Source organism: Pseudomonas sp. FW305-20 (assembly GCF_058788075.1).
The window spans coordinates 34,534-53,208 of the sequence record NZ_JBYTAJ010000039.1 but is presented as its reverse complement, the minus strand read 5'-3'; the positions used below and the strand labels follow the sequence as shown (position 1 = coordinate 53,208).

Below are 18,675 nucleotides of genomic sequence, written 5' to 3'. Positions count from 1 at the left end.
CGATTCATGTGGGGCATTTTGCCGGGTTGCTCTCAGGCTGGGTAGTAGCAACGGCTTGATCGTTCCCACGCTCCGCGTGGGAATGCCTCAAGGGACGCTCCGCGTTCCAGCTCTCGAAAGGGACGCGGAGCGTCCCGGGCTGCATTCCCACGGGGACCGTGGGAACGATCACTGTGTCAGCTAAATATTTTCTTGAAGAACGCCTGCATGTCCGCCCAGGATTTTTCATCCGCCGCTTTGTTGTAGCCAATATCCGGCCCGCCGTGATCGCCATGGCTCAACCGGTCCGCATCAGGATTGCTGAATCCATGCTTGGCTCCTTCAAGGTTGACGAATTGATAGTCAGCACCTGCCTTGTCCATTTCTGCCTTGAACGCTGCAACGTTATCCGCGGTGATCATGCTGTCCAGAGCGCCATGTTCGACGAGGATTTTGGCTTTCACGCTACCCGGTGTGGCAGGCGTCTTGGTTGCCAGCGCACCGTGAAAACTCACCACGCCCGCCAGCGGCAAACCCTGGCGTGCCGCATTCAGCACCACGCCGCCGCCGAAGCAATAACCGATAGCGGCGATTTTGTCCGGGTCGGTTTGCGGCTGTTTCTTCAGCAGATCGAGCCCGGCCTGAAAGCGTGCACTGGACGCGGCACTGTCTTTCAATGCCGCTTGCATGAAGGCCATCGCGTCCTTGGGATGCTCAGTGTTTTTGCCATCGCCATACATGTCGATGGCCAGTGCGCTGTAGCCCAGACCGGCGAGATCCCGGGCGCGGCGCTTGGTGTACTCGTTGAGCCCCCACCATTCGTGCACCACCACCACGCCAGGGCGTGCGCCCTGGATGGCGTCGTCGTAGGCGAAATAGCCGATCAGCTTGGTGCCGTCAGCACTTTGATAAGGGATTTGCTGAGTCTTGATAGCGGCCTGGCTGAGCCCGCTCAAGGCCAGTAATACAAAGGCGAGGAAAATGCGCATCGTCGGATCTCCTGCAAAAAAGTCATCAAAACAGCCTGGTCGATTTGATTCAGCTCAGGTTCAGCGTGCGTTCAGGGGGAGTTCAGGGCCGGGTGAGTAATCTTGCCTCGTACCCAAATAGCAAATAGCACATAAGGAACTCCCCTATGACTGGATTCAAAAAACTGCTTCTGGCTTTTACTGTCCTGAGCGCGAGTACCGCGGCTTTCGCTTCCGACGACAATTTCGCCAGCCTTACTTTTGGACAGACCAGCGACAAGGTCAAAAAGTCCCACGCCCTGAACGACAACCTCAACAGCCCAAACGCCGACGGCGTGATCGGCAAGGACAACACCTGGGGTGTGCGTCTGGGCCGGCAAAACAGCCAGGGTCGCTACTATGCCACTTACGACAACGTATCGGGCTCGCACAACGGCATTAAACTGCGGCAGGAAAACCTCCTGGGCAGCTACGATCTGTTCTACCCGGTGGGCAGCAGCACCAGGTTGTTCGGCGGCGCCACGGCCGGTTTGACCAAAATGACTCAGGAGTCGCCAGGCTTCAGCCGCGACAGCGACATCGGTTACGCCATCGGCGGCCAGGTGGGTGTCCTGCAACAGGTTTCGCAAAACACCTCGGTAGAACTGGGTTACCGTTACCTGCGCAGCAACGCCAGCACCGAAATGAGCGAGCGCGGTGGCAGCAAACAGGGCTCGCTGGACCTGACCAGCAGCGCCCAGACCTACCTGTCGGCGAACTACGCTTTCTGACAAGCATTGCCAGTCAGTCAAGCGCAGAACCTGTGGGAGCGAGCCTGCTCGCGATGACGGCGGTACATTCAGCATCAATATGGGCTGACCCACCGCTATCGCGAGCAGGCTCGCTCCCACAGGTCGCCCTGTCAGCCATTGAAGTTTGTTTCTGGAGATGTTGATTTGCGTAGGAGAGCGTTATGAAACTGCTGGTCGTCGAAGATGAAGCGCTGTTGCGCCATCACCTGCAAACCCGCCTGACGGACAGCGGCCACGTGGTCGAGTCCGTGGCCAATGCCGAAGAGGCGCTGTACCAGACCGAGCAGTACAACCATGACCTGGCGGTGATCGATCTCGGCCTACCGGGCATGGGCGGGCTCGACCTGATCCGTCAGCTGCGCTCGCGCGGCAAGACCTTCCCGATCCTGATCCTCACCGCGCGCGGCAACTGGCAGGACAAGGTCGAAGGCCTCGCCGCCGGCGCCGACGATTACGTGGTCAAACCGTTCCAGTTCGAAGAACTCGATGCCCGCCTGAATGCCTTGCTGCGCCGTTCCAGCGGTTTCACCCAGTCGACCATCGTCGCCGGGCCGTTGCTGCTGGACCTCAATCGCAAACAGGCGTCCCTCGATGAACAACCGCTGGCGCTGACCGCTTACGAGTATCGGATCCTCGAGTACCTGATGCGGCATCACCAGCAAGTGGTGGCCAAGGATCGCTTGATGGAACAGCTCTACCCGGACGACGACGAGCGCGATCCGAACGTGATCGAAGTACTGGTCGGCCGTCTGCGCCGCAAACTTGAAGGCCCGGCCGGTTTCAAACCGATCGATACCGTGCGTGGCCTCGGCTACCTATTCAATGAGCGCTGCACTTGATTCGTTCCCTTCGTGTCCGCTTGATGCTCGCTGCCGCGCTCCTGGCGGTGTTGTTCATGCTGGCGCTGCTGCCGGCGATGCAGGGCGCGTTCAGCCTGGCGTTGCAGGACTCGATCGAACAGCGCCTGGCGTCGGACGTCACCACCCTGATCTCTGCCGCCCGGGTGGAGAACAATCGCTTGCAGATGCCAGCGCAGTTGCCCGATGAGCGTTTCAACCTGACTGACGGCCGTTTGCTTGGCTACATCTATGATCGCGAAGGGCATCTGGTCTGGCGCTCGAAGGGCACCCAGGAAGAGCACATCAACTACAAACCGCGTTACGACGGGCGCGGTAACGAGTTCGCGAGAATCAGCGAAGCCAACGGCCAGGAATTCTTCGTCTATGACGTCGAGGTCAAACTGCTCGGCGGCAAGAGCGCGGCGTTCAGCATCGTCGCGCTGCAACCGGTGCGCGAGTACGAAGCCACCCTCGAAGGCCTGCGGGAAAACCTCTACCTCGGTTTCGGTGCCGCCTTGCTGGTGTTGCTCGCGCTGCTGTGGAGCGGCCTGACCTGGGGCTTGCAGGCGTTGCGCCGGCTCAGTCAGGAACTGGACGAGATCGAAAGCGGCACCCGCGAAAGCCTCAGCGAACAACACCCGCGCGAACTGTTGCGCCTGACCGGTTCCCTCAACCGCTTGCTGCACAGCGAGCGCGAACAACGCAGCCGCTATCGCGATTCCCTCGACGACCTGGCCCACAGCCTGAAAACCCCGCTGACTGTGCTGCAAGGCGTCAGCGAAGACATGGCCCAGCGCCCGGCCGATCGTGATCAGGCCTGGGTGCTGCAAACCCAGATCGAACGCATGAGCCAGCAGATCAGCTACCAACTGCAACGCGCCAGCCTGCGCAAAAGCGGTCTGGTGCGTCATCAGGTACGCCTGCGCCCGGTGCTGCAAAGCCTGTGCGACACGCTGGACAAGGTCTACCGCGACAAACGCGTGCGGGTCGCGTTCGATCTGCCGGAGCAGTGTTACGTGCCGATCGAACAGGGTGCGTTGCTGGAAATGATGGGCAACCTGCTGGAAAACGCCTATCGCCTGTGCCTCGGCGAAGTACGCATCAGCGTGCGCGAAAATCTTGGCGGGGTTGAGTTGTGTGTTGAGGATGACGGGCCGGGAGTGCCGCCGGATCAGCGGGCCCGGATTCTGCAGCGTGGGGAACGGCTGGATCGCCAGCATCCGGGGCAGGGGATTGGGTTGGCGGTGGTCAAGGACATCATCGAGAGCTACAGCGCGAAGCTGACGCTGGGGGATTCGCCGATGGGCGGGGCGGCGTTCCGGATTCATTTTCCGGTGGTTTGACCGCGAGTAACCGATCGTTCCCACGCGGAGCGACTGATCGTTCCCACGCTCTGGGAATGCAGCCCGGGACGCTCTGCGTCCCTTTCGGGAGCTGGAACGCGGAGCGTCCCTTGAGGCATTCCCACGCAGAGCGTGGGAACGATCAGTGGAACTTCAGTTCTCTTGCGCGCGATAAGCCCCAGGCGTAAGTCCGGTCCATTTCTTGAACGCCCGGTGAAACGCCGAAGGCTCGGAAAACCCCAGTTGCTCGGCAATCTGCTGCAACGACAAATCCGCCCGCCCCAGGTGATAAATCGCAATGTCCCGCCGCAGCTGATCCTTCAATTCCTGAAAACTCGACCCTTCCTCCCGCAAATGCCGGCGCAAGGTTTGCGGGCTGATGTGCAAGTGCGCGGCCACCTCTTCAAGATCCGGCCAGTGCGAACTGTCACGGCTGAGCAACCTTCGCAACTGGCTGCTCAAACTGTCGCCGTCGTCCGGGCGCGACAACAGGTCGGCGGGGGAGCGTTCGAGGAAATGCTTGAGTGTCCGTTCATCCTGCAGCAGCGGCATGTCCAGGTAACGACTGTGAAACAACAGGCTGCTCTGCGCTCTGGAAAACGCCAGAGGACAGGGGAACAGCAAATCGTATTCGGCGCCGTGCTCGGGTTTCGGGTAACTGAACGTCGCCTGTTCCAGGCGAATGCGCTGGCCGATCAGCCAGCTGCCGAGACGATGCCACACCAGCAACTGGCTCTCGGTGAGGAAGTGGTCCGGGTCGCGGAACTGCGAGTCGTCGAGGCTCAGGCGAATCAGGTCGTCTTCGCGGGTCAGGGTCAGACGGGGGCTGTTGGGGAACAAGCTGTAAAACAACAGGCCGCGGTGGAGTGCTTTCTCCAGATTGCGGCAATGGATCAGCGCATGGCACATCATCGCGAAGCTGCCGGTTTTGCTCGGAGCCGGCCCGAAGCCCAGGTATTCGTCATCCAGTGCCAGCCACAGGCCCTGGATCAATCGGGTGAACTGTTCAGGCGCGATTCGCGCTCGCGGCTCTTCAAGCAACTCGGGGCTGATGCCGAGTTGTTGCAGCAGATTCGAATAGTCATAACCCAGCCGGCGTGCGCCACCGAGGGCGGCACGGGCGAAATGACTGGCGATGGTGCGTTCGCGCATAGCAGGCAAGTCCGTCCATTGAGCGGCCGATGGTAGCCGTGGCGCCTGATGATGAACAAGGCGGATATCCGCCAATTTGTAGGACGAGGTTTGGTCGATGGGCGGAAATCCGCCACTTTGCCGTAACCGTCTGGTGACAAAGAAAAACCTGCAACCCTTGAAGCCAAAAGGCTTGCTGGCGATTTGACGAAGGTGGCACGGGCCTTGCGATACAACTCGCAGATGCCTGCCGCTGCGCAGCTCGACAAAACAAATCCCTCCAGTGCAGGAGGGTTCGCAATTGAGGTGTCAGGTGCAACAGATGGATGTTGCTACTGAGGCACTCTTGAGGAACTTTGCAATGACGACTCGTCAGCCACTGTATAAATCCCTGTACTTCCAGGTGATCGTTGCTATTGCCATCGGCATCCTGCTCGGTCACTTCTACCCGCAGACCGGTGTAGCCCTCAAGCCGCTGGGTGACGGGTTCATCAAACTGATCAAAATGGTCATCGCGCCGATCATCTTCTGTACGGTCGTCAGTGGTATCGCCGGCATGCAGAACATGAAATCGGTCGGCAAGACCGGCGGCTATGCGCTGCTGTACTTCGAAATCGTCTCCACCATCGCCTTGCTGATCGGTCTGGTCGTGGTCAACGTCGTGCAACCGGGCGCCGGCATGCACATCGACGTGACGACCCTGGACACCAGCAAAATCGCTGGCTTCATCTCGGCCGGTAAAGACCAGAGCATCATTGCTTTCGTTCTCAACGTGATCCCGAACACCATCGTCGGCGCCTTCGCCAACGGCGACATCCTGCAAGTGCTGATGTTCTCGGTGATCTTCGGTTTCGCCCTGCATCGCCTGGGTGCCTACGGCAAACCGGTGCTGGACTTCATCGATCGCTTCGCTCACGTGATGTTCAACATCATCAACATGATCATGAAGCTCGCTCCAGTCGGCGCGTTCGGTGCGATGGCCTTCACCATCGGTGCCTACGGTGTCGGTTCGCTGGTGCAACTGGGTCAGTTGATGATCTGCTTCTACATCACCTGCATCCTGTTCGTAGTCCTGGTTCTGGGCGCCATCTGCCGCGCGCACGGTTTCAGCGTGCTGAAACTGATTCGCTACATCCGTGAAGAACTGCTGATCGTGCTGGGCACTTCCTCTTCGGAATCCGCGCTGCCACGCATGCTGATCAAAATGGAACGTCTGGGTGCGGATAAATCGGTAGTGGGTCTGGTGATCCCGACTGGTTACTCCTTCAACCTCGACGGTACTTCGATCTACCTGACCATGGCGGCTGTGTTCATCGCTCAGGCGACTGACACCCCGATGGACCTCACTCACCAGATCACCTTGCTGCTGGTGCTGCTGTTGTCCTCCAAAGGTGCGGCGGGTGTCACCGGTAGCGGCTTCATCGTGCTGGCAGCGACCCTGTCGGCCGTGGGTACTCTGCCGGTGGCCGGCCTGGCGCTGATCCTCGGTATCGACCGCTTCATGTCCGAAGCCCGTGCGCTGACCAACCTGGTGGGTAACGCCGTAGCCACCCTCGTGGTCGCCAAGTGGGTGAAAGAGCTGGACGAAGACAAGCTGCAAGTCGAGCTGGCTTCTGGCGGTCGCGGTATCTCCGACGAGCGTGAAGTAGATGACCTGGGCGTGGCTGAAGGCCCGACCCCAAGCAACGTCAAATAAGACGGCTGCACTGAAAAAACCCGCTTCGGCGGGTTTTTTCATGCCTGGGATTTGAGCGCAACGGTCAGCGCATCTGACGCTTAAGGTGATTGCTGCAAGGGCGTAGGCTGCCTAGTCTGGAGGCATCGTTTACGGAGAACGCCCATGCTCGGTCCACTGGCATCACTCAAGGTTCTGGATTTCTCGACATTGCTGCCGGGGCCGTTCGCCTCGTTGCTGCTGGCGGACATGGGCGCCGAGGTGTTGCGCATCGAATCGCCAACACGCATGGACCTGTTGCGGGTGTTGCCACCGCATGATCAAGGCGTCTCGGCCAGCCACGCCTATCTCAATCGCAACAAGCGCAGCCTGGCGCTGGACCTCAAGCAGCCCGAGGCGCTGGAGGTGATCAAGCAGTTGTTGCAGGACTACGACATCGTGCTGGAGCAATTCCGTCCCGGCGTGATGGACCGGTTGGGTTTGGGCTATGAAGCCTTGAAGGCGATCAATCCGAAGCTGATTTATGTGTCGATCACCGGGTATGGCCAGACCGGCCCCTACAAGGACCGCGCCGGCCACGACATCAACTACTTGGCGTTGGCGGGGCTTTCGAGCTACACCGGCCGCGCCGACAGTGGCCCGTTGCCGTTGGGCATGCAAGTGGCGGATATCGCCGGTGGCTCGTTGCACGGGGTGATCGGCCTGCTGGCGGCGGTCATCGCCCGGCAGCAAACCGGGCAGGGGCAGCATCTGGATGTGAGCATGACCGACTGTGTGTTCAGCCTGAACGCCATGGCCGGTGCCGGGTACCTGGCCTGCGGGGTGGAGCCGGGCAGGGAAAATCAGATGCTCAATGGCGGCAGCTTCTACGACTATTACCGTTCCCGCGAGGGGCGCTGGTTCTCGGTGGGCAGTCTGGAGCCGGTGTTCATGCAGCAACTCTGCACGGCATTGGGTCGCCCGGAACTGGCGGCCCAGGGGCTGTCGCCCGAGCCGGCCCGGCAACAGGCGCTCAAGGAGGCATTGAAAGTTGAATTCGAAAAACACGACTTTGCCGAGTTGTGTGAGCTGTTCGCCGGCGTCGATGCGTGCGTCGAGCCGGTGTTGAGCCTGGGCGAAGCGGTGCGGCATCCGCAGGTGAAGGCGCGGGCGCTGGTGACCGAAGTGCCGCGGGGTGACGGGACGACTCAGGCGCAGATGGCGTGTCCGTTGAAGTTTTCGGACGGCTTGCCTGAGCCTCGGCATATTGGCGCGGCCATAGGGCAGCATACGGATCAGGTGTTGGAGGAGTTGGGGTATAGCGCTGAGCAGATCGCGGAGTTGCGCCGTGCCAGGGTCGTTACATAGATCGTTCCCATGCTCCGCGTGGGAATGCATCCCGTGACGCTCTGCGTCACAGTGGACGCGGAGCGTCCATGGCGGCATTCCCACGCAGAGCGTGGGAACGATCATGTGGGTCACTCGACCCGCATTTCCCCACTAAACACCAACGTGCTCCGGCACCGCCGACACAAATACCGTCGCCCCTGTCTCACCAAACCATGACGCTGCGCCGAAAACGGGAAATCGCTGTCGGGGCACGGGCATTTGTAGATGTAGCGGGTCATGCTGCGGCGTTTGACGTCATAGGTGTGGCAGCGATTGGGCGGCAGCTCGTACACGCCGCGCATGATCAGTTGCCACTCTTCGCCATGGGGCTGGATGCGGTCGCCGAACAGTTGATGGGCGATCAGGTGCGCAACCTCATGGGCCACGGTTTGCTTGAGGAAGTCTTCGGTATTTTCCCGGTACAGCTGTGGATTGAAGCGCAGCAGATTCTCGTGCAAATGCGCGACACCGGCTTTTTGTCCGCGCAGCTTGAGGCTCACCACGGGGCGTTTGAAAGGTCGTTTGAAAAAGGATTCGGCTAGCTGGTAACAGTCTTCGACGCGGGAATTGAGTTGCTCGGGCATGCTTGATGGATCTCCAGAGGCGTCGAGTATGCCGCAACCCTTGGGACTTGCGAATCGTTCAGGCGCCGAATGGTCGTCACCGTTTTCTATCCTTGAACATTAGAAGGCCGCCTTGCGGCGGCCTGTGTTGGCAGATCTTGTTTTTGGGTGAAGAGTGGCTAGTTCGTATAGACCGGCCCCACGCCGAGTCCCCAGACAATGACTGTGAACGCCATGATGGCCACTAGCACCACCAGGCCTACAGCAAGCACCGAACTCGAAAACAGAAATCCCTCGTCTGATGGAATGTTCATGAAAGTGGGTAGCCCCACATACAGCAGGTACACCGTGTAGCAGATGGCCGCGGTGCCAACGATCATCCCAAGCCACATGTGTGGGTACAGCGCCGCCAGACCGCCGATAAACAGCGGTGTCGCGGTGTAGGTCGCAAATGCAACGCAGCGTGCCAGGCTCGGGTTGGCGTCATAGGTGCGCGCCATCCAGTGGATGAACGCGCCCATTACCGCCACACCGCCCAGCATCGCCAGGTACGACATGACCGTCATCCATATCGCGCTTTCCATCGTCAGCATCACTGGTGCGCGACTGCCAATGACCCAGCCGACCTGTGTGGTGCCAATAAATGCCGACACCGCAGGGATCGCCGCCAGAATCAGGGTATGAGTGAGATACATGTGGCTGATGCTTTCCTCCTGGTCGCCACGAATCTCTTTCCATTCTTGGTCAGGGTGGGTGAAGAGCCCCACTACGTGATGGATCATGCCAGTCACTCCTCTTGTTTTTACCGTCGCCCCCCAGTGGAGCGCCTACAGGCCAAAGTGGCCGAGTAAGGAAAGGTCTGGATTATATGTGCGACCTTATGTCGCAGTATAGAAAGGTCTTAACGGCGCGGGTTGCAGGGCTTTAGAGCAAATTGCACTGTAAACACGTCTGTTAATCGCCGCAGGGTCTGTGCACCCAGACCCTTGTGGGAGCGAGCCTGCTCGCGATGGCGTAGTGTCAGTCAATATCAATGCAACCTGTCACACCATAATCGCGAGCAAGCCCGCTCCCACAGGGGATAGGGGGCTCTTCGCCCGTGACCGGTTTTTGCGTAAAATGCCGGCCTTTCGTCACACCTCACGGATTTCGCGTCATGGGCACTCTTACGGTCAACCAGAACAAACTGCAAAAGCGCCTTCGCCGCCAGGCTGGTGAGGCTGTTGCCGATTTCAACATGATTGAAGACGGCGACAAGGTCATGGTCTGCCTGTCCGGTGGCAAGGACAGCTACACCATGCTCGACGTGCTGTTGCACTTGCAGAAGGTCGCCCCGATCAAGTTCGAGATCGTGGCCGTGAACATGGACCAGAAACAGCCGGGTTTCCCCGAGCATGTGCTGCCGGCCTATCTCAAAGCGCTGGGCATCGAGTACCACATCGTCGAGAAAGACACCTATTCGGTGGTCAAGGAGCTGATCCCGGAAGGCAAGACCACCTGTTCGCTGTGCTCGCGCCTGCGTCGCGGCACGCTCTACACCTTTGCCGACCAAATCGGCGCGACCAAGATGGCCCTCGGTCATCACCGCGACGATATCGTCGAGACCTTTTTCCTGAACATGTTCTTCAACGGTTCGCTCAAAGCCATGCCGCCGAAGCTGCGCGCCGACGATGGCCGCAACGTGGTGATCCGCCCGCTGGCCTACTGCAACGAAAAGGACATCCAGGCCTACTCGGATTTCAAGCAATTCCCGATCATCCCGTGCAACCTCTGCGGTTCCCAGGAAAACCTGCAACGCCAGGTGGTCAAGGACATGCTTCAGGAGTGGGAACGCAAGACGCCAGGTCGCACCGAAAGCATTTTCCGCAGCTTGCAGAACGTGATCCCGTCGCAATTGGCGGACCGTAATCTGTTCGACTTCACCAACCTGCGTATCGATGAAACCGCCGCTTCGCGGTTCGTCAACGTAGTCAACCTCTAAACACAATCACTGTGGGAGCCAGCCTGCTGGCGATAGCGGTCGGTCAGACACATCGTTGTTGACTGACCCACCGCTATCACCAGCAGGCTGGCTCCCACATGAGTCTGTTCACTTACTCATCAGGAAAGGGCATGCGCGATTACAAGTGGCTGCACGAATACTGTCTGAACCGCTTCGGTTCGGCAGCTGAACTGGAAGCCCATCTGCCCGTTCCGAAAACCCCGGCGCAATTGCGCAAGATCAGCGACGACCGCTACCTCTCGACCATGGCGCTGCGCGTCTTCCGCACCGGGCTCAAGCACAGCCTGGTGGACGCCAAATGGCCGGCGTTCGAAGAAGTGTTCTTCAAGTTCGACCCTGAGAAAGTCGTGCTGATGAGTGCCGAACACCTTGAGCGTCTGATGCAGGACGCGCGGATCATTCGTCATCTGGGCAAACTCAAGAGCGTGCCGCGCAATGCGCAGTTCATTCTGGATGTGGCGCATGAGAAGGGCAGCTTTGGCGCGTTGATCGCCGATTGGCCAGTCACGGATATCGTTGGGTTGTGGACCTACCTGAAAAAGCGTGGCCATCAATTGGGTGGCTTGTCGGCTCCGCGGTTCTTGCGCATGGTCGGCAAGGATACGTTTGTGCCGAGTTATGACGTGGTCGCGGCGTTGAATGCGCAGAAGATTGTGGACAAGGTGCCGACCAGCCTGCGGGACCTGGCCACGGTGCAGGGCGTGTTCAACCAGTGGCATGAAGAAAGTGGTGGGCGGCCGATGAGTCAGATATCGATGATGCTGGCGTATACCGTCAATCATTGAGACCGAGTCGCGCCCATCGCGAGCAGGCTCACTCCCACATTGGATTTGTGAACAACGCAAATCCAATGTGGGAGTGAGCCTGCTCGCGATGGCGTCAGATCAGGCGACGCGAATCTCACCTTCGCCAGCAAGCTTGCGGTTCAACTGAAACCGCCATCGCACATACAACAGCGCCGAGCAGAACACCGCCACGCTGGCGCCCATTTCCAGCAAGCCAAACAGCTGCCGGTTCGGGTCATACGCCGCCAATGCGCCCTTGATGAAATACAGGTTCACCACAAAACACATCCATGAATGCCCGCGCGCACTGCCGATAATCATCCCCGGTGCCAGCAATAGCAGCGGCACCAGTTCGATCAGCAGAATCACCCACGGACGGGCGCCGTGCAGGTCGGCGAAGACCAGGTAGTAGGCGCACAGCAAACCCACCAGACCGAAGTAGCACAGCAGGCTGATGACGCGCATCGCCCGAACCCGCGGTTCGAGCCATTCGATGGAGGGCAAAATCTTCGGCTTTTTGGCCACGTCAGTTCCCCAGTTTCTGTGCAGTCTTCGCCAAACGCAGGCCCAAGGCCCGGCACAGTGCGACTTCATGTTCATTCAAGCCGCTTTTGCCATCGGCCCCGGCGTGATGGCTGGCGCCGTAAGGCGTGCCGCCGCCACGGGTTTCCAGCAGGGCCGATTCGCTGTAAGGCAGGCCGGTGATCAGCATGCCGTGGTGCAGCAACGGCAACATCATCGACAACAGCGTGGTTTCCTGGCCGCCGTGCAGGCTCGCGGTGGAGGTGAAAACGCCGGCCGGTTTGCCCACCAGAGCGCCGGTCAGCCACAGGTTGCTGGTGCCGTCGAGGAAGTACTTGAGCGGCGCCGCCATGTTGCCGAACCGGGTCGGGCTGCCCATGGCCAGGCCTGCGCAATTTTTCAAATCGTCGAGGCTGGCGTACAGCGCGCCTTCGTCCGGGATGTCCGGCGACACGGCTTCGCATTCGCTGGATATCGCCGGGACCGTGCGCAGCCGGGCTTCCAGGCCTGCCTGCTCGACACCACGGGCGATCTGCCGGGCCATTTCATTGGTCGAGCCGCTGCGGCTGTAATACAGGACCAGAATGTACGGCGCACTCACGGCAGTAGCTCCAGCACATTTTCCGGTGGTCGGCCGATGATGGCTTTGTCACCGACTTCGAGAATCGGTCGCTCCATCAGTTTCGGGTTGGCGGCGATGGCGGCGATCAATTGCGCCTCGCTCAGGCTGCTGTCGGCCAGGTTGAGGGTTTTGTATTCGTCCTCACCGGTGCGCAGCAGTTGCCGGGCGCTGATGCCGAGCTTGGTCAGCAGGCTCTGGATTTGCGCGGCGTCCAGCGGGGTTTCCAGGTAGCGGACCACGGTCGGGGTCAGGCCACGGGCTTCGAGCAGTTCGAGCGCACCGCGGGATTTCGAGCAGCGCGGGTTGTGATAAAGCGTCAGATCGGTCATGTGCGGTTCGCATCTTGCGTAAGGTGACGGCTATTCTAACTGTGCAGCGCGTAATCCAGAACCTTGGGAGGCGATGGGTCGCAGGCACATTCAATTTTCAACAAGGAATACGACATGACTAGGCGACTGGCAGCGGCATTGGCGATCATCGGTACGTTATTGCTGGGGGGCTGCGGTAACGACTATGGCATCGACCAGAACGGCCAGAAAGTCGCCGCCGAACGCCTGGACAAACAATGGCTGGTACTCAACTACTGGGCTGAATGGTGCGGGCCGTGCCGAACCGAGATCCCGGAATTGAACGCGTTGGCCGATCAGCTCAAGGACAAGAAGATTGGTGTGTTCGGGGTCAACTTCGACAATGTGCAGGGGGAAGAGCTGAAAAGCGCCAGTGAAAAACTGGGCATCAAGTTCACCGTACTGGCTTCTGATCCGGCTGATCTATTTGAGGTGCCGCGCAGTGAGGCGTTGCCGGTGACTTACATCATCGATAACAAGGGCAAGGTACGGGAACAGTTGATGGGCGAGCAGACGGCGGCGGGGGTGATGGCGAAGCTTGAGGCGTTGCAGGCGAAGAACTGAGTGCGCTGATCGTTCCCACCTGTGGCGAGGGAGCTTGCTCCCGCTCGATTGCGCAGCAATCGTAAAGCTGTGTATGCGGTGTACCTGACGACACGAAGTGGTTGGGTTTAGGGCTGCTTTGCAGCCCAGCGGGAGCAAGCTCCCTCGCCACAATTGAGAGGGTTAACCCTCTTCAAGCCACCAGCGCAAGGGTTTGCCTTCTGCCGGCCAGAAACGCATCTGGTCGATCGGCGAGACGTCCCAGCGCTGAACGTTTTCCAACGCCTGGAGGAAACGCTTTTCCTGCTCCATCAGCGCCGGCGCACACAGCTTGCGTGTGCTGCCAACCTTGCCGAAGCTCAGCTTGTCGCCTTCCAGGGTGTACGGTGCGAACCAGTGGTTGCAGCCGCCGTTGCCGTAGGCCCGGCCGTCGTCACCGAGGGTGATGGTCAGGTGGCTGTAATCCATCAACGGACGTTCGCCGATCCACTCCAGAATGTAGCTGCGGTTGTGTTGCAATTGCACCGGCTCGGCGGCGCAGCCCAGCAGGCTGGCGCCAACCATCGCGGACAGAGCGAGGCGTTTCATCACGCAGGCTCCTGGCATTTCGGGCACAGGTGCTTCTCGCTGACCGTGGACCAGCCCAATTCGGCAATCCGAGCAGTGGCAGCAGGCTTTTCAGCCTTGTTGCCCAGCTTGGCGTCGACCGCGAACTCGAAGCTCAGCTCTTTGGCGCAGCTGTCGCAGTTGACTTTCCAGGTGTGGATCGCCAGTTCACCGAACACCGGACCACTGGCCACCGCGACCCATTGGCCGGGCGGGTTGATCAAGTGGCGAACCGTTTCGACGGTCAGGCGCATGGACAAGTCCTTGGCGCCTTTCAGGGTCACTACCAGCACGTCGTTGTTACGAATCGAGCCGCCGTTGCCGGTGACTTGATAACGCCCCGGCACAAGGGCGCGGCATTCGGTGAGGGTGTGTTGCGGGTTCATCAGGCTATAGCGGAAATCGTGTTCGACCATGGGTCCTCCAAATATGCGCGGCATGCTAGCACGGACATCAGCGCAGCATGGAGCGGGCGTATGACCTTCGATCTGGTTCAGTCAGCCGTTACCAGATTCGCAGGCGCGCCTGCTGCCCAGGCGGCGATGTTCTGCAGGGTAGTCGCGGCAATCGCGCCCAGGGCTTCGCGGGTGAGGAAGGCCTGGTGAGCGGTGATGATCACGTTCGGAAAGGTCAGCAGCCGTGCCAGCACATCGTCCTGCAGCGGCAGGTCGGAACGGTCCTCGAAGAACAGCTGTGCCTCCTCTTCATACACATCCAGCCCCAGATAACCCAACTGACCGTCCTTCAACGCGTCGATCAGCGCCGGCGTGTCCACCAGACCACCGCGGCCGGTGTTGATCAGCATCGCCCCCGCTTGCATGTGCGCCAGGGACTCGCGATTGATCAAGTGTTTGCTTTGTTCGTTGAGCGGGCAGTGCAGGCTGATGATCTGCGACTCGGCCAGCAGTTGCGGCAGTCTCAGGTAACGGGCGCCGAGGGCTTCGACTTGCGGGTTGGGGAAGGGGTCGTACGCCAGCAATTGGCAGCCAAAGCCGTTCATGATTTTCGCGAAGGTCGCGCCGATCTGCCCGGTGCCGACCACGCCGACGGTCTTGCCCACAAGGTCGAAGCCGGTCAGCCCGTGCAGGCTGAAATCCCCTTCGCGCGTGCGGTTGTAGGCGCGGTGCAGGCGTCGGTTGAGCGCCAGGATCAGCGCCACCGCATGTTCCGCCACTGCGTGGGGCGAGTAGGCCGGGACGCGCACAATCGCCAGCCCCAAACGCTTTGCCTCCGCCAGATCGACATGGTTGTAACCCGCCGAGCGCAGGGCGATCAGGCGTGTACCACCCGCGGCCAGGCGTTCGAGCACCGGCGCACTGAGGTCATCATTAATGAAGGCACAGACCACGTCGTGATGCTCCGCCAGCGCCACCGTATCAAGGCTCAGTCGCGCTGATTGAAAGTGCAGTTCAATGCCGGCGGGCAGGTCGGCACTCAGAAAACTGTCGCGATCGTAGGTCTGGCTACTGAAAAGAATCGTACGCATGCGGTCCTCCTGGAAAATTTCACGCTTTTCACGCTTTTCACGCTTTTGTAGCAGCTGGCGAAGCCTGCGTTCGGCGACGTAGTCGTCGTAAAATCAGGCGCTACGGTCTTTCAGGTAAACCGCGTTTGCCGGATTTACGACGACTACGTCGCCGAACGCAGGCTTCGCCAGCTGCTACAGAGTCCGGTGAGCTTAGCGCTGATGGTGGTCGGCGCCATTGCGTTGCATCAGGCATTTATACGGGCATGGGCGGCCAGGCGATTGATGGCCCGGTCGAGGTCTTCCAGTGCACTGGGGGCTTTGGGGTCCTGTTGCTTGAGCAGGGTTTCGCTGCGCTGGCAGGCGGCGCGCAGTTGCGGGACGCCGCAATAACGGGTCGCGCCGTGCAGGCGATGGACGCGCTCGATCAGGGCGTTGTGATCGTTGTTTTCCCGGGCGAAGCGAATCGCCTCGCGGTCGGCTTCCAGCGACGCCAGCAACATCGCCAGCATGTCCGCCGCCAGATCAGCCTTGCCGGCGGCCAGGCGCAAACCTTCTTCGTGATCGAGCACCTGCAATTCATGACTGCCGCCGTGGCTGTCGCTGGAGCGCTCCGGTCCATGATTGCGCAGCGCCAGGCCGGTCCACTTCAGCACCACTTGAGCCAGTTGCCGTTCGCTGATCGGTTTGGTCAGGTAATCGTCCATGCCGCTTTGCAGCAGCGCGCGTTTTTCGTTGGCCATGGCGTGAGCGGTGAGGGCAACGATCGGCAGCGGCGTGCAATGCCGTTCACTTTCCCACTGGCGAATCGCTTCGGTGCTTTGCCGCCCGTCCATGCCGGGCATCTGAACATCCATCAGCACCAGGTCGAAGGTTTCGGTCTGCACCGCCTTGACCGCCGCGTAGCCGCTTTCCACCGCGAGGACTTTGGCGCCCAAGTCTTCGAGCAGGGTTTGCACCAGCAGCAGGTTGGCCGGGTTGTCGTCGACACACAGCACTTTTGGCGCGCGGCTGGACACCGGTTCGCCGGGTTCGCTGCGGTGCTGGCGCGGGTTGACCAGATCGGACAAGGCCCGCCGCAGCTTGCGGGTACAGGCCGGTTTGGCCTGGAGCTGGCTGTGCGGGTTGGGCACCGAGAGGTGGAACAGCGTCTGTTCGGTGGTCGGGCACAACACCAGCACCTTGCAGCCCAGGTGTTCGAGGTCCCAGATGTGCTGGTTGAGGCGCTCGGGTGGCATGTCGTTGCTGGTGATGCCGAGCACCGCCAGGTCGATCGCCTGATCGGTCTGATGCGCGCCGGTCACGCCATTGGTCAGGCTTTCCAAGGTATTGAACGGAGTGACTTCGAGGCCACAGTCTTCCAGTTGATGCTGCAATGCCTGACGGGCCAGTTCGTGATTTTCCAGCACGGCCACCCGACGCCCGAGTAACGGCGGACCGGGCAGGTCTTCGGCGTCGTCGCGGGTTTTTGGCAGGCTCAGGCTGATCCAGAATTCCGAGCCTTCACCGGGCGTACTGTCGACACCGATCTCGCCGCCCATCTGTTCGATCAGGCGTTTGGAAATCACCAGCCCCAGACCGGTGCCACCCGGTTGCCGGGACAGCGAGTTGTCCGCCTGGCTGAAGGCCTGGAACAAGGCGCGCACGTCCTGGTTCGACAGCCCGATGCCGGTGTCCTGGATGCTGATGCGCAGTTGCACGCTGTCTTCGTGTTCTTCTTCAAGCATGGCGCGGGCGACGATGGTGCCTTCGCGGGTGAACTTGATCGCATTGCTGACCAGGTTGGTGAGGATCTGCTTGAGCCGTAGCGGATCGCCTACCAATGACAGCGGCGTATCGCGATAAACCAGGCTCACCAGCTCCAGTTGCTTGGCGTGGGCGGCCGGAGCGAGGATGGTCAGTGTGTCCTGGAGCAGGTCGCGCAAGTTGAACGGGATATTGTCGAGCACCAGTTTGCCGGCCTCGATTTTCGAGAAGTCGAGAATCTCGTTGATGATTCCCAGCAGGCTGTCGGCGGATTTTTCGATAGTGCCCAGATAGTCGAGCTGGCGCGGGGTCAGTTCGCTTTTTTGCAGCAGATGCGTGAAGCCGAGAATGCCATTGAGCGGCGTGCGGATTTCATGGCTCATGTTGGCCAGGAACTCGGATTTGATCCGGCTGGCTTCAAGGGCTTCCTTGCGCGCCAGGTCCAGTTCGATGTTCTGGATCTCGATGGTTTCCAGGTTCTGGCGCACGTCTTCGGTGGCCTGGTCGATGCTGTGTTGCAATTCTTCCTGCGCGTTCTGCAGGGTGCCGGCCATGCGGTTGATGCCGGACGCCAGTGTGTCCAGCTCCTGGCTGCCGAGGGGCGGCAGGCGGGTTTCCAGATGACCGTCCTTGAGTTGCGCTACCGCTTGCTTGATCTGGCTCAGCGGCCGATTGATGCTCCGGCCCATGCGCAACGCCAGCAGCGCCGCACCGGCCAGGCCTGCGCCGATCAGCAACAGGCTGGCGAACAGGCTGCGGTAACCGCGCAGCAGCATGCCGTTGTGGGACAGTTCGAGCTCGACCCAGCCCAGCAGGCGATCGGCTTCGTCGGGAATCAGGTCGCCGGCCAGATTGCGGTGCTTGCCGAACACCGGCAGCAAGTAACGCGTCGCGTCATTGCCGCTGCGGCGCAGCATCTGCGCACCGTTACCGACCGGCGCCTGATTGAGCATGGTCGGCCCGGCATGGGCCAACAAAGAGCGGTCGGGGGCGAGGAACGAAACGGCGCGAACGTCCGATTGTTCCAGCGATTGGGTGGCGATGCGTTCCAAAAGCTCGGTGTTCTTGTGGCCCATGGCCGGGGCCACCAGCGGCGCCAGTTGTTCGGCGATCATCTCGCCACGCTGCATGAGCTGGGTTTGCAGGTCGGATTGCTGCATCCAGGTGAAATAACCGCCCAGAACCAAGGCCATCAGGCTGGTCGGCAACAGGGTCAGCAATAACACGCGGCCTTTAATTCCAAGTTTTTTGAGCACGCATCTCTCCTGCATCCAGCGATTTAACGACCTGCACGTACGTCCAGCACGCGCCATTTGCGCAGTGTAGCGATTTGCAGGCGGGCAATCTTCGTAAAATTGATGTCGGCATTCGTCGGCTGGA

General features: G+C 60.3%; 19 protein-coding genes. 8 read left to right on the top strand and 11 right to left on the bottom strand.

The features are described from left to right. Nucleotides 1-176: 176 nt before the first annotated feature. A complete protein-coding gene (locus AC3WP4_RS24970) occupies nucleotides 177-968 on the bottom strand; it encodes a dienelactone hydrolase family protein (protein ID WP_102616276.1) in 792 nt (263 codons plus the stop codon). 146 nt (nucleotides 969-1,114) lie between these two features. Here AC3WP4_RS24970 and AC3WP4_RS24965 point away from each other — a divergent pair, with 146 nt between their 5' ends. From AC3WP4_RS24965 to AC3WP4_RS24955, 3 genes are all read left to right on the top strand, one after another. Further along, nucleotides 1,115-1,717, top strand: a complete 603-nt coding sequence (locus AC3WP4_RS24965; protein ID WP_076028292.1) for a hypothetical protein — start codon at nucleotides 1,115-1,117, stop codon at nucleotides 1,715-1,717. Between the two features lie 182 nt (nucleotides 1,718-1,899). Beyond that, nucleotides 1,900-2,577, top strand: coding sequence for a response regulator (locus AC3WP4_RS24960; protein ID WP_046046505.1), 678 nt, complete (start codon nucleotides 1,900-1,902; stop codon nucleotides 2,575-2,577). Then, complete coding sequence (locus AC3WP4_RS24955; protein ID WP_074879151.1) at nucleotides 2,574-3,920, top strand: ATP-binding protein; 1,347 nt, start codon at nucleotides 2,574-2,576, stop codon at nucleotides 3,918-3,920. Before AC3WP4_RS24960 ends, AC3WP4_RS24955 begins: the two co-directional genes overlap by 4 nt. Nucleotides 3,921-4,073: 153 nt before the next feature. Here the strand turns inward: AC3WP4_RS24955 and AC3WP4_RS24950 are convergent, their stop codons facing one another. Beyond that, on the bottom strand, nucleotides 4,074-5,072 hold the full coding sequence (locus AC3WP4_RS24950) for an AraC family transcriptional regulator (RefSeq protein ID WP_102616274.1): 999 nt from the start codon (nucleotides 5,070-5,072) through the stop codon (nucleotides 4,074-4,076). Between the two features lie 340 nt (nucleotides 5,073-5,412). Between AC3WP4_RS24950 and AC3WP4_RS24945 the strand changes: the two genes are divergently transcribed. Then, complete coding sequence (locus AC3WP4_RS24945) at nucleotides 5,413-6,747, top strand: dicarboxylate/amino acid:cation symporter (protein ID WP_074879147.1); 1,335 nt, start codon at nucleotides 5,413-5,415, stop codon at nucleotides 6,745-6,747. A gap of 144 nt (nucleotides 6,748-6,891) precedes the next feature. Then, nucleotides 6,892-8,073: a CaiB/BaiF CoA transferase family protein gene (locus AC3WP4_RS24940; RefSeq protein ID WP_102616273.1), complete on the top strand. Its 1,182-nt coding sequence runs from the start codon at nucleotides 6,892-6,894 to the stop codon at nucleotides 8,071-8,073. A gap of 110 nt (nucleotides 8,074-8,183) precedes the next feature. Here AC3WP4_RS24940 and AC3WP4_RS24935 read toward each other — a convergent pair whose 3' ends face one another. Together AC3WP4_RS24935 and AC3WP4_RS24930 are read right to left on the bottom strand one after the other, a co-directional pair. Further along, the gene (locus AC3WP4_RS24935; RefSeq protein WP_074879143.1) at nucleotides 8,184-8,678 is read right to left on the bottom strand and encodes a SprT family zinc-dependent metalloprotease; all 495 of its coding nucleotides are present in this window, start codon (nucleotides 8,676-8,678) and stop codon (nucleotides 8,184-8,186) included. A 158-nt stretch (nucleotides 8,679-8,836) separates the two neighbouring features. Next, complete coding sequence (locus AC3WP4_RS24930) at nucleotides 8,837-9,439, bottom strand: Yip1 family protein (protein ID WP_074879141.1); 603 nt, start codon at nucleotides 9,437-9,439, stop codon at nucleotides 8,837-8,839. A gap of 374 nt (nucleotides 9,440-9,813) precedes the next feature. Between AC3WP4_RS24930 and ttcA the strand changes: the two genes are divergently transcribed. Together ttcA and AC3WP4_RS24920 are read left to right on the top strand one after the other, a co-directional pair. After that, on the top strand, nucleotides 9,814-10,638 hold the full coding sequence (gene ttcA, locus AC3WP4_RS24925) for a tRNA 2-thiocytidine(32) synthetase TtcA (RefSeq protein ID WP_102616271.1): 825 nt from the start codon (nucleotides 9,814-9,816) through the stop codon (nucleotides 10,636-10,638). Nucleotides 10,639-10,769: 131 nt separating this feature from the next. Next, on the top strand, nucleotides 10,770-11,444 hold the full coding sequence (locus AC3WP4_RS24920; protein ID WP_102616270.1) for a DNA-3-methyladenine glycosylase I: 675 nt from the start codon (nucleotides 10,770-10,772) through the stop codon (nucleotides 11,442-11,444). Between the two features lie 99 nt (nucleotides 11,445-11,543). Here the strand turns inward: AC3WP4_RS24920 and AC3WP4_RS24915 are convergent, their stop codons facing one another. From AC3WP4_RS24915 to arsC, 3 genes are read right to left on the bottom strand one after another with little or no spacing between them, the layout of a single operon-like run. Further along, on the bottom strand, nucleotides 11,544-11,969 hold the full coding sequence (locus AC3WP4_RS24915; RefSeq protein ID WP_102616269.1) for a DUF2069 domain-containing protein: 426 nt from the start codon (nucleotides 11,967-11,969) through the stop codon (nucleotides 11,544-11,546). Nucleotide 11,970: 1 nt separating this feature from the next. Further along, nucleotides 11,971-12,567 (bottom strand): NAD(P)H:quinone oxidoreductase, encoded by a 597-nt coding sequence (wrbA, locus tag AC3WP4_RS24910; RefSeq protein ID WP_008147989.1) that lies wholly within the window; start codon nucleotides 12,565-12,567, stop codon nucleotides 11,971-11,973. Further along, on the bottom strand, nucleotides 12,564-12,917 hold the full coding sequence (arsC, locus tag AC3WP4_RS24905; RefSeq protein WP_074879134.1) for an arsenate reductase (glutaredoxin): 354 nt from the start codon (nucleotides 12,915-12,917) through the stop codon (nucleotides 12,564-12,566). Before arsC ends, wrbA begins: the two co-directional genes overlap by 4 nt. Nucleotides 12,918-13,031: 114 nt before the next feature. Here arsC and AC3WP4_RS24900 point away from each other — a divergent pair, with 114 nt between their 5' ends. Then, nucleotides 13,032-13,499, top strand: coding sequence for a TlpA disulfide reductase family protein (locus tag AC3WP4_RS24900; RefSeq protein ID WP_074879132.1), 468 nt, complete (start codon nucleotides 13,032-13,034; stop codon nucleotides 13,497-13,499). A gap of 162 nt (nucleotides 13,500-13,661) precedes the next feature. Here AC3WP4_RS24900 and AC3WP4_RS24895 read toward each other — a convergent pair whose 3' ends face one another. The 4 genes from AC3WP4_RS24895 to AC3WP4_RS24880 all read right to left on the bottom strand — a co-directional run bounded on the left by AC3WP4_RS24895 (nucleotide 13,662) and on the right by AC3WP4_RS24880 (nucleotide 18,551). After that, nucleotides 13,662-14,066, bottom strand: a complete 405-nt coding sequence (locus AC3WP4_RS24895) for an META domain-containing protein (RefSeq protein ID WP_074879130.1) — start codon at nucleotides 14,064-14,066, stop codon at nucleotides 13,662-13,664. Then, nucleotides 14,066-14,500, bottom strand: coding sequence for a hypothetical protein (locus tag AC3WP4_RS24890; RefSeq protein WP_074879128.1), 435 nt, complete (start codon nucleotides 14,498-14,500; stop codon nucleotides 14,066-14,068). Before AC3WP4_RS24890 ends, AC3WP4_RS24895 begins: the two co-directional genes overlap by 1 nt. Nucleotides 14,501-14,577: 77 nt before the next feature. Further along, entirely contained in the window at nucleotides 14,578-15,570 is a 993-nt protein-coding gene (locus AC3WP4_RS24885) for a 2-hydroxyacid dehydrogenase (protein ID WP_102616268.1), read from the bottom strand. Between the two features lie 227 nt (nucleotides 15,571-15,797). After that, complete coding sequence (locus AC3WP4_RS24880; RefSeq protein WP_074879124.1) at nucleotides 15,798-18,551, bottom strand: response regulator; 2,754 nt, start codon at nucleotides 18,549-18,551, stop codon at nucleotides 15,798-15,800. Between the last annotated feature and the right edge of the window lie 124 nt (nucleotides 18,552-18,675).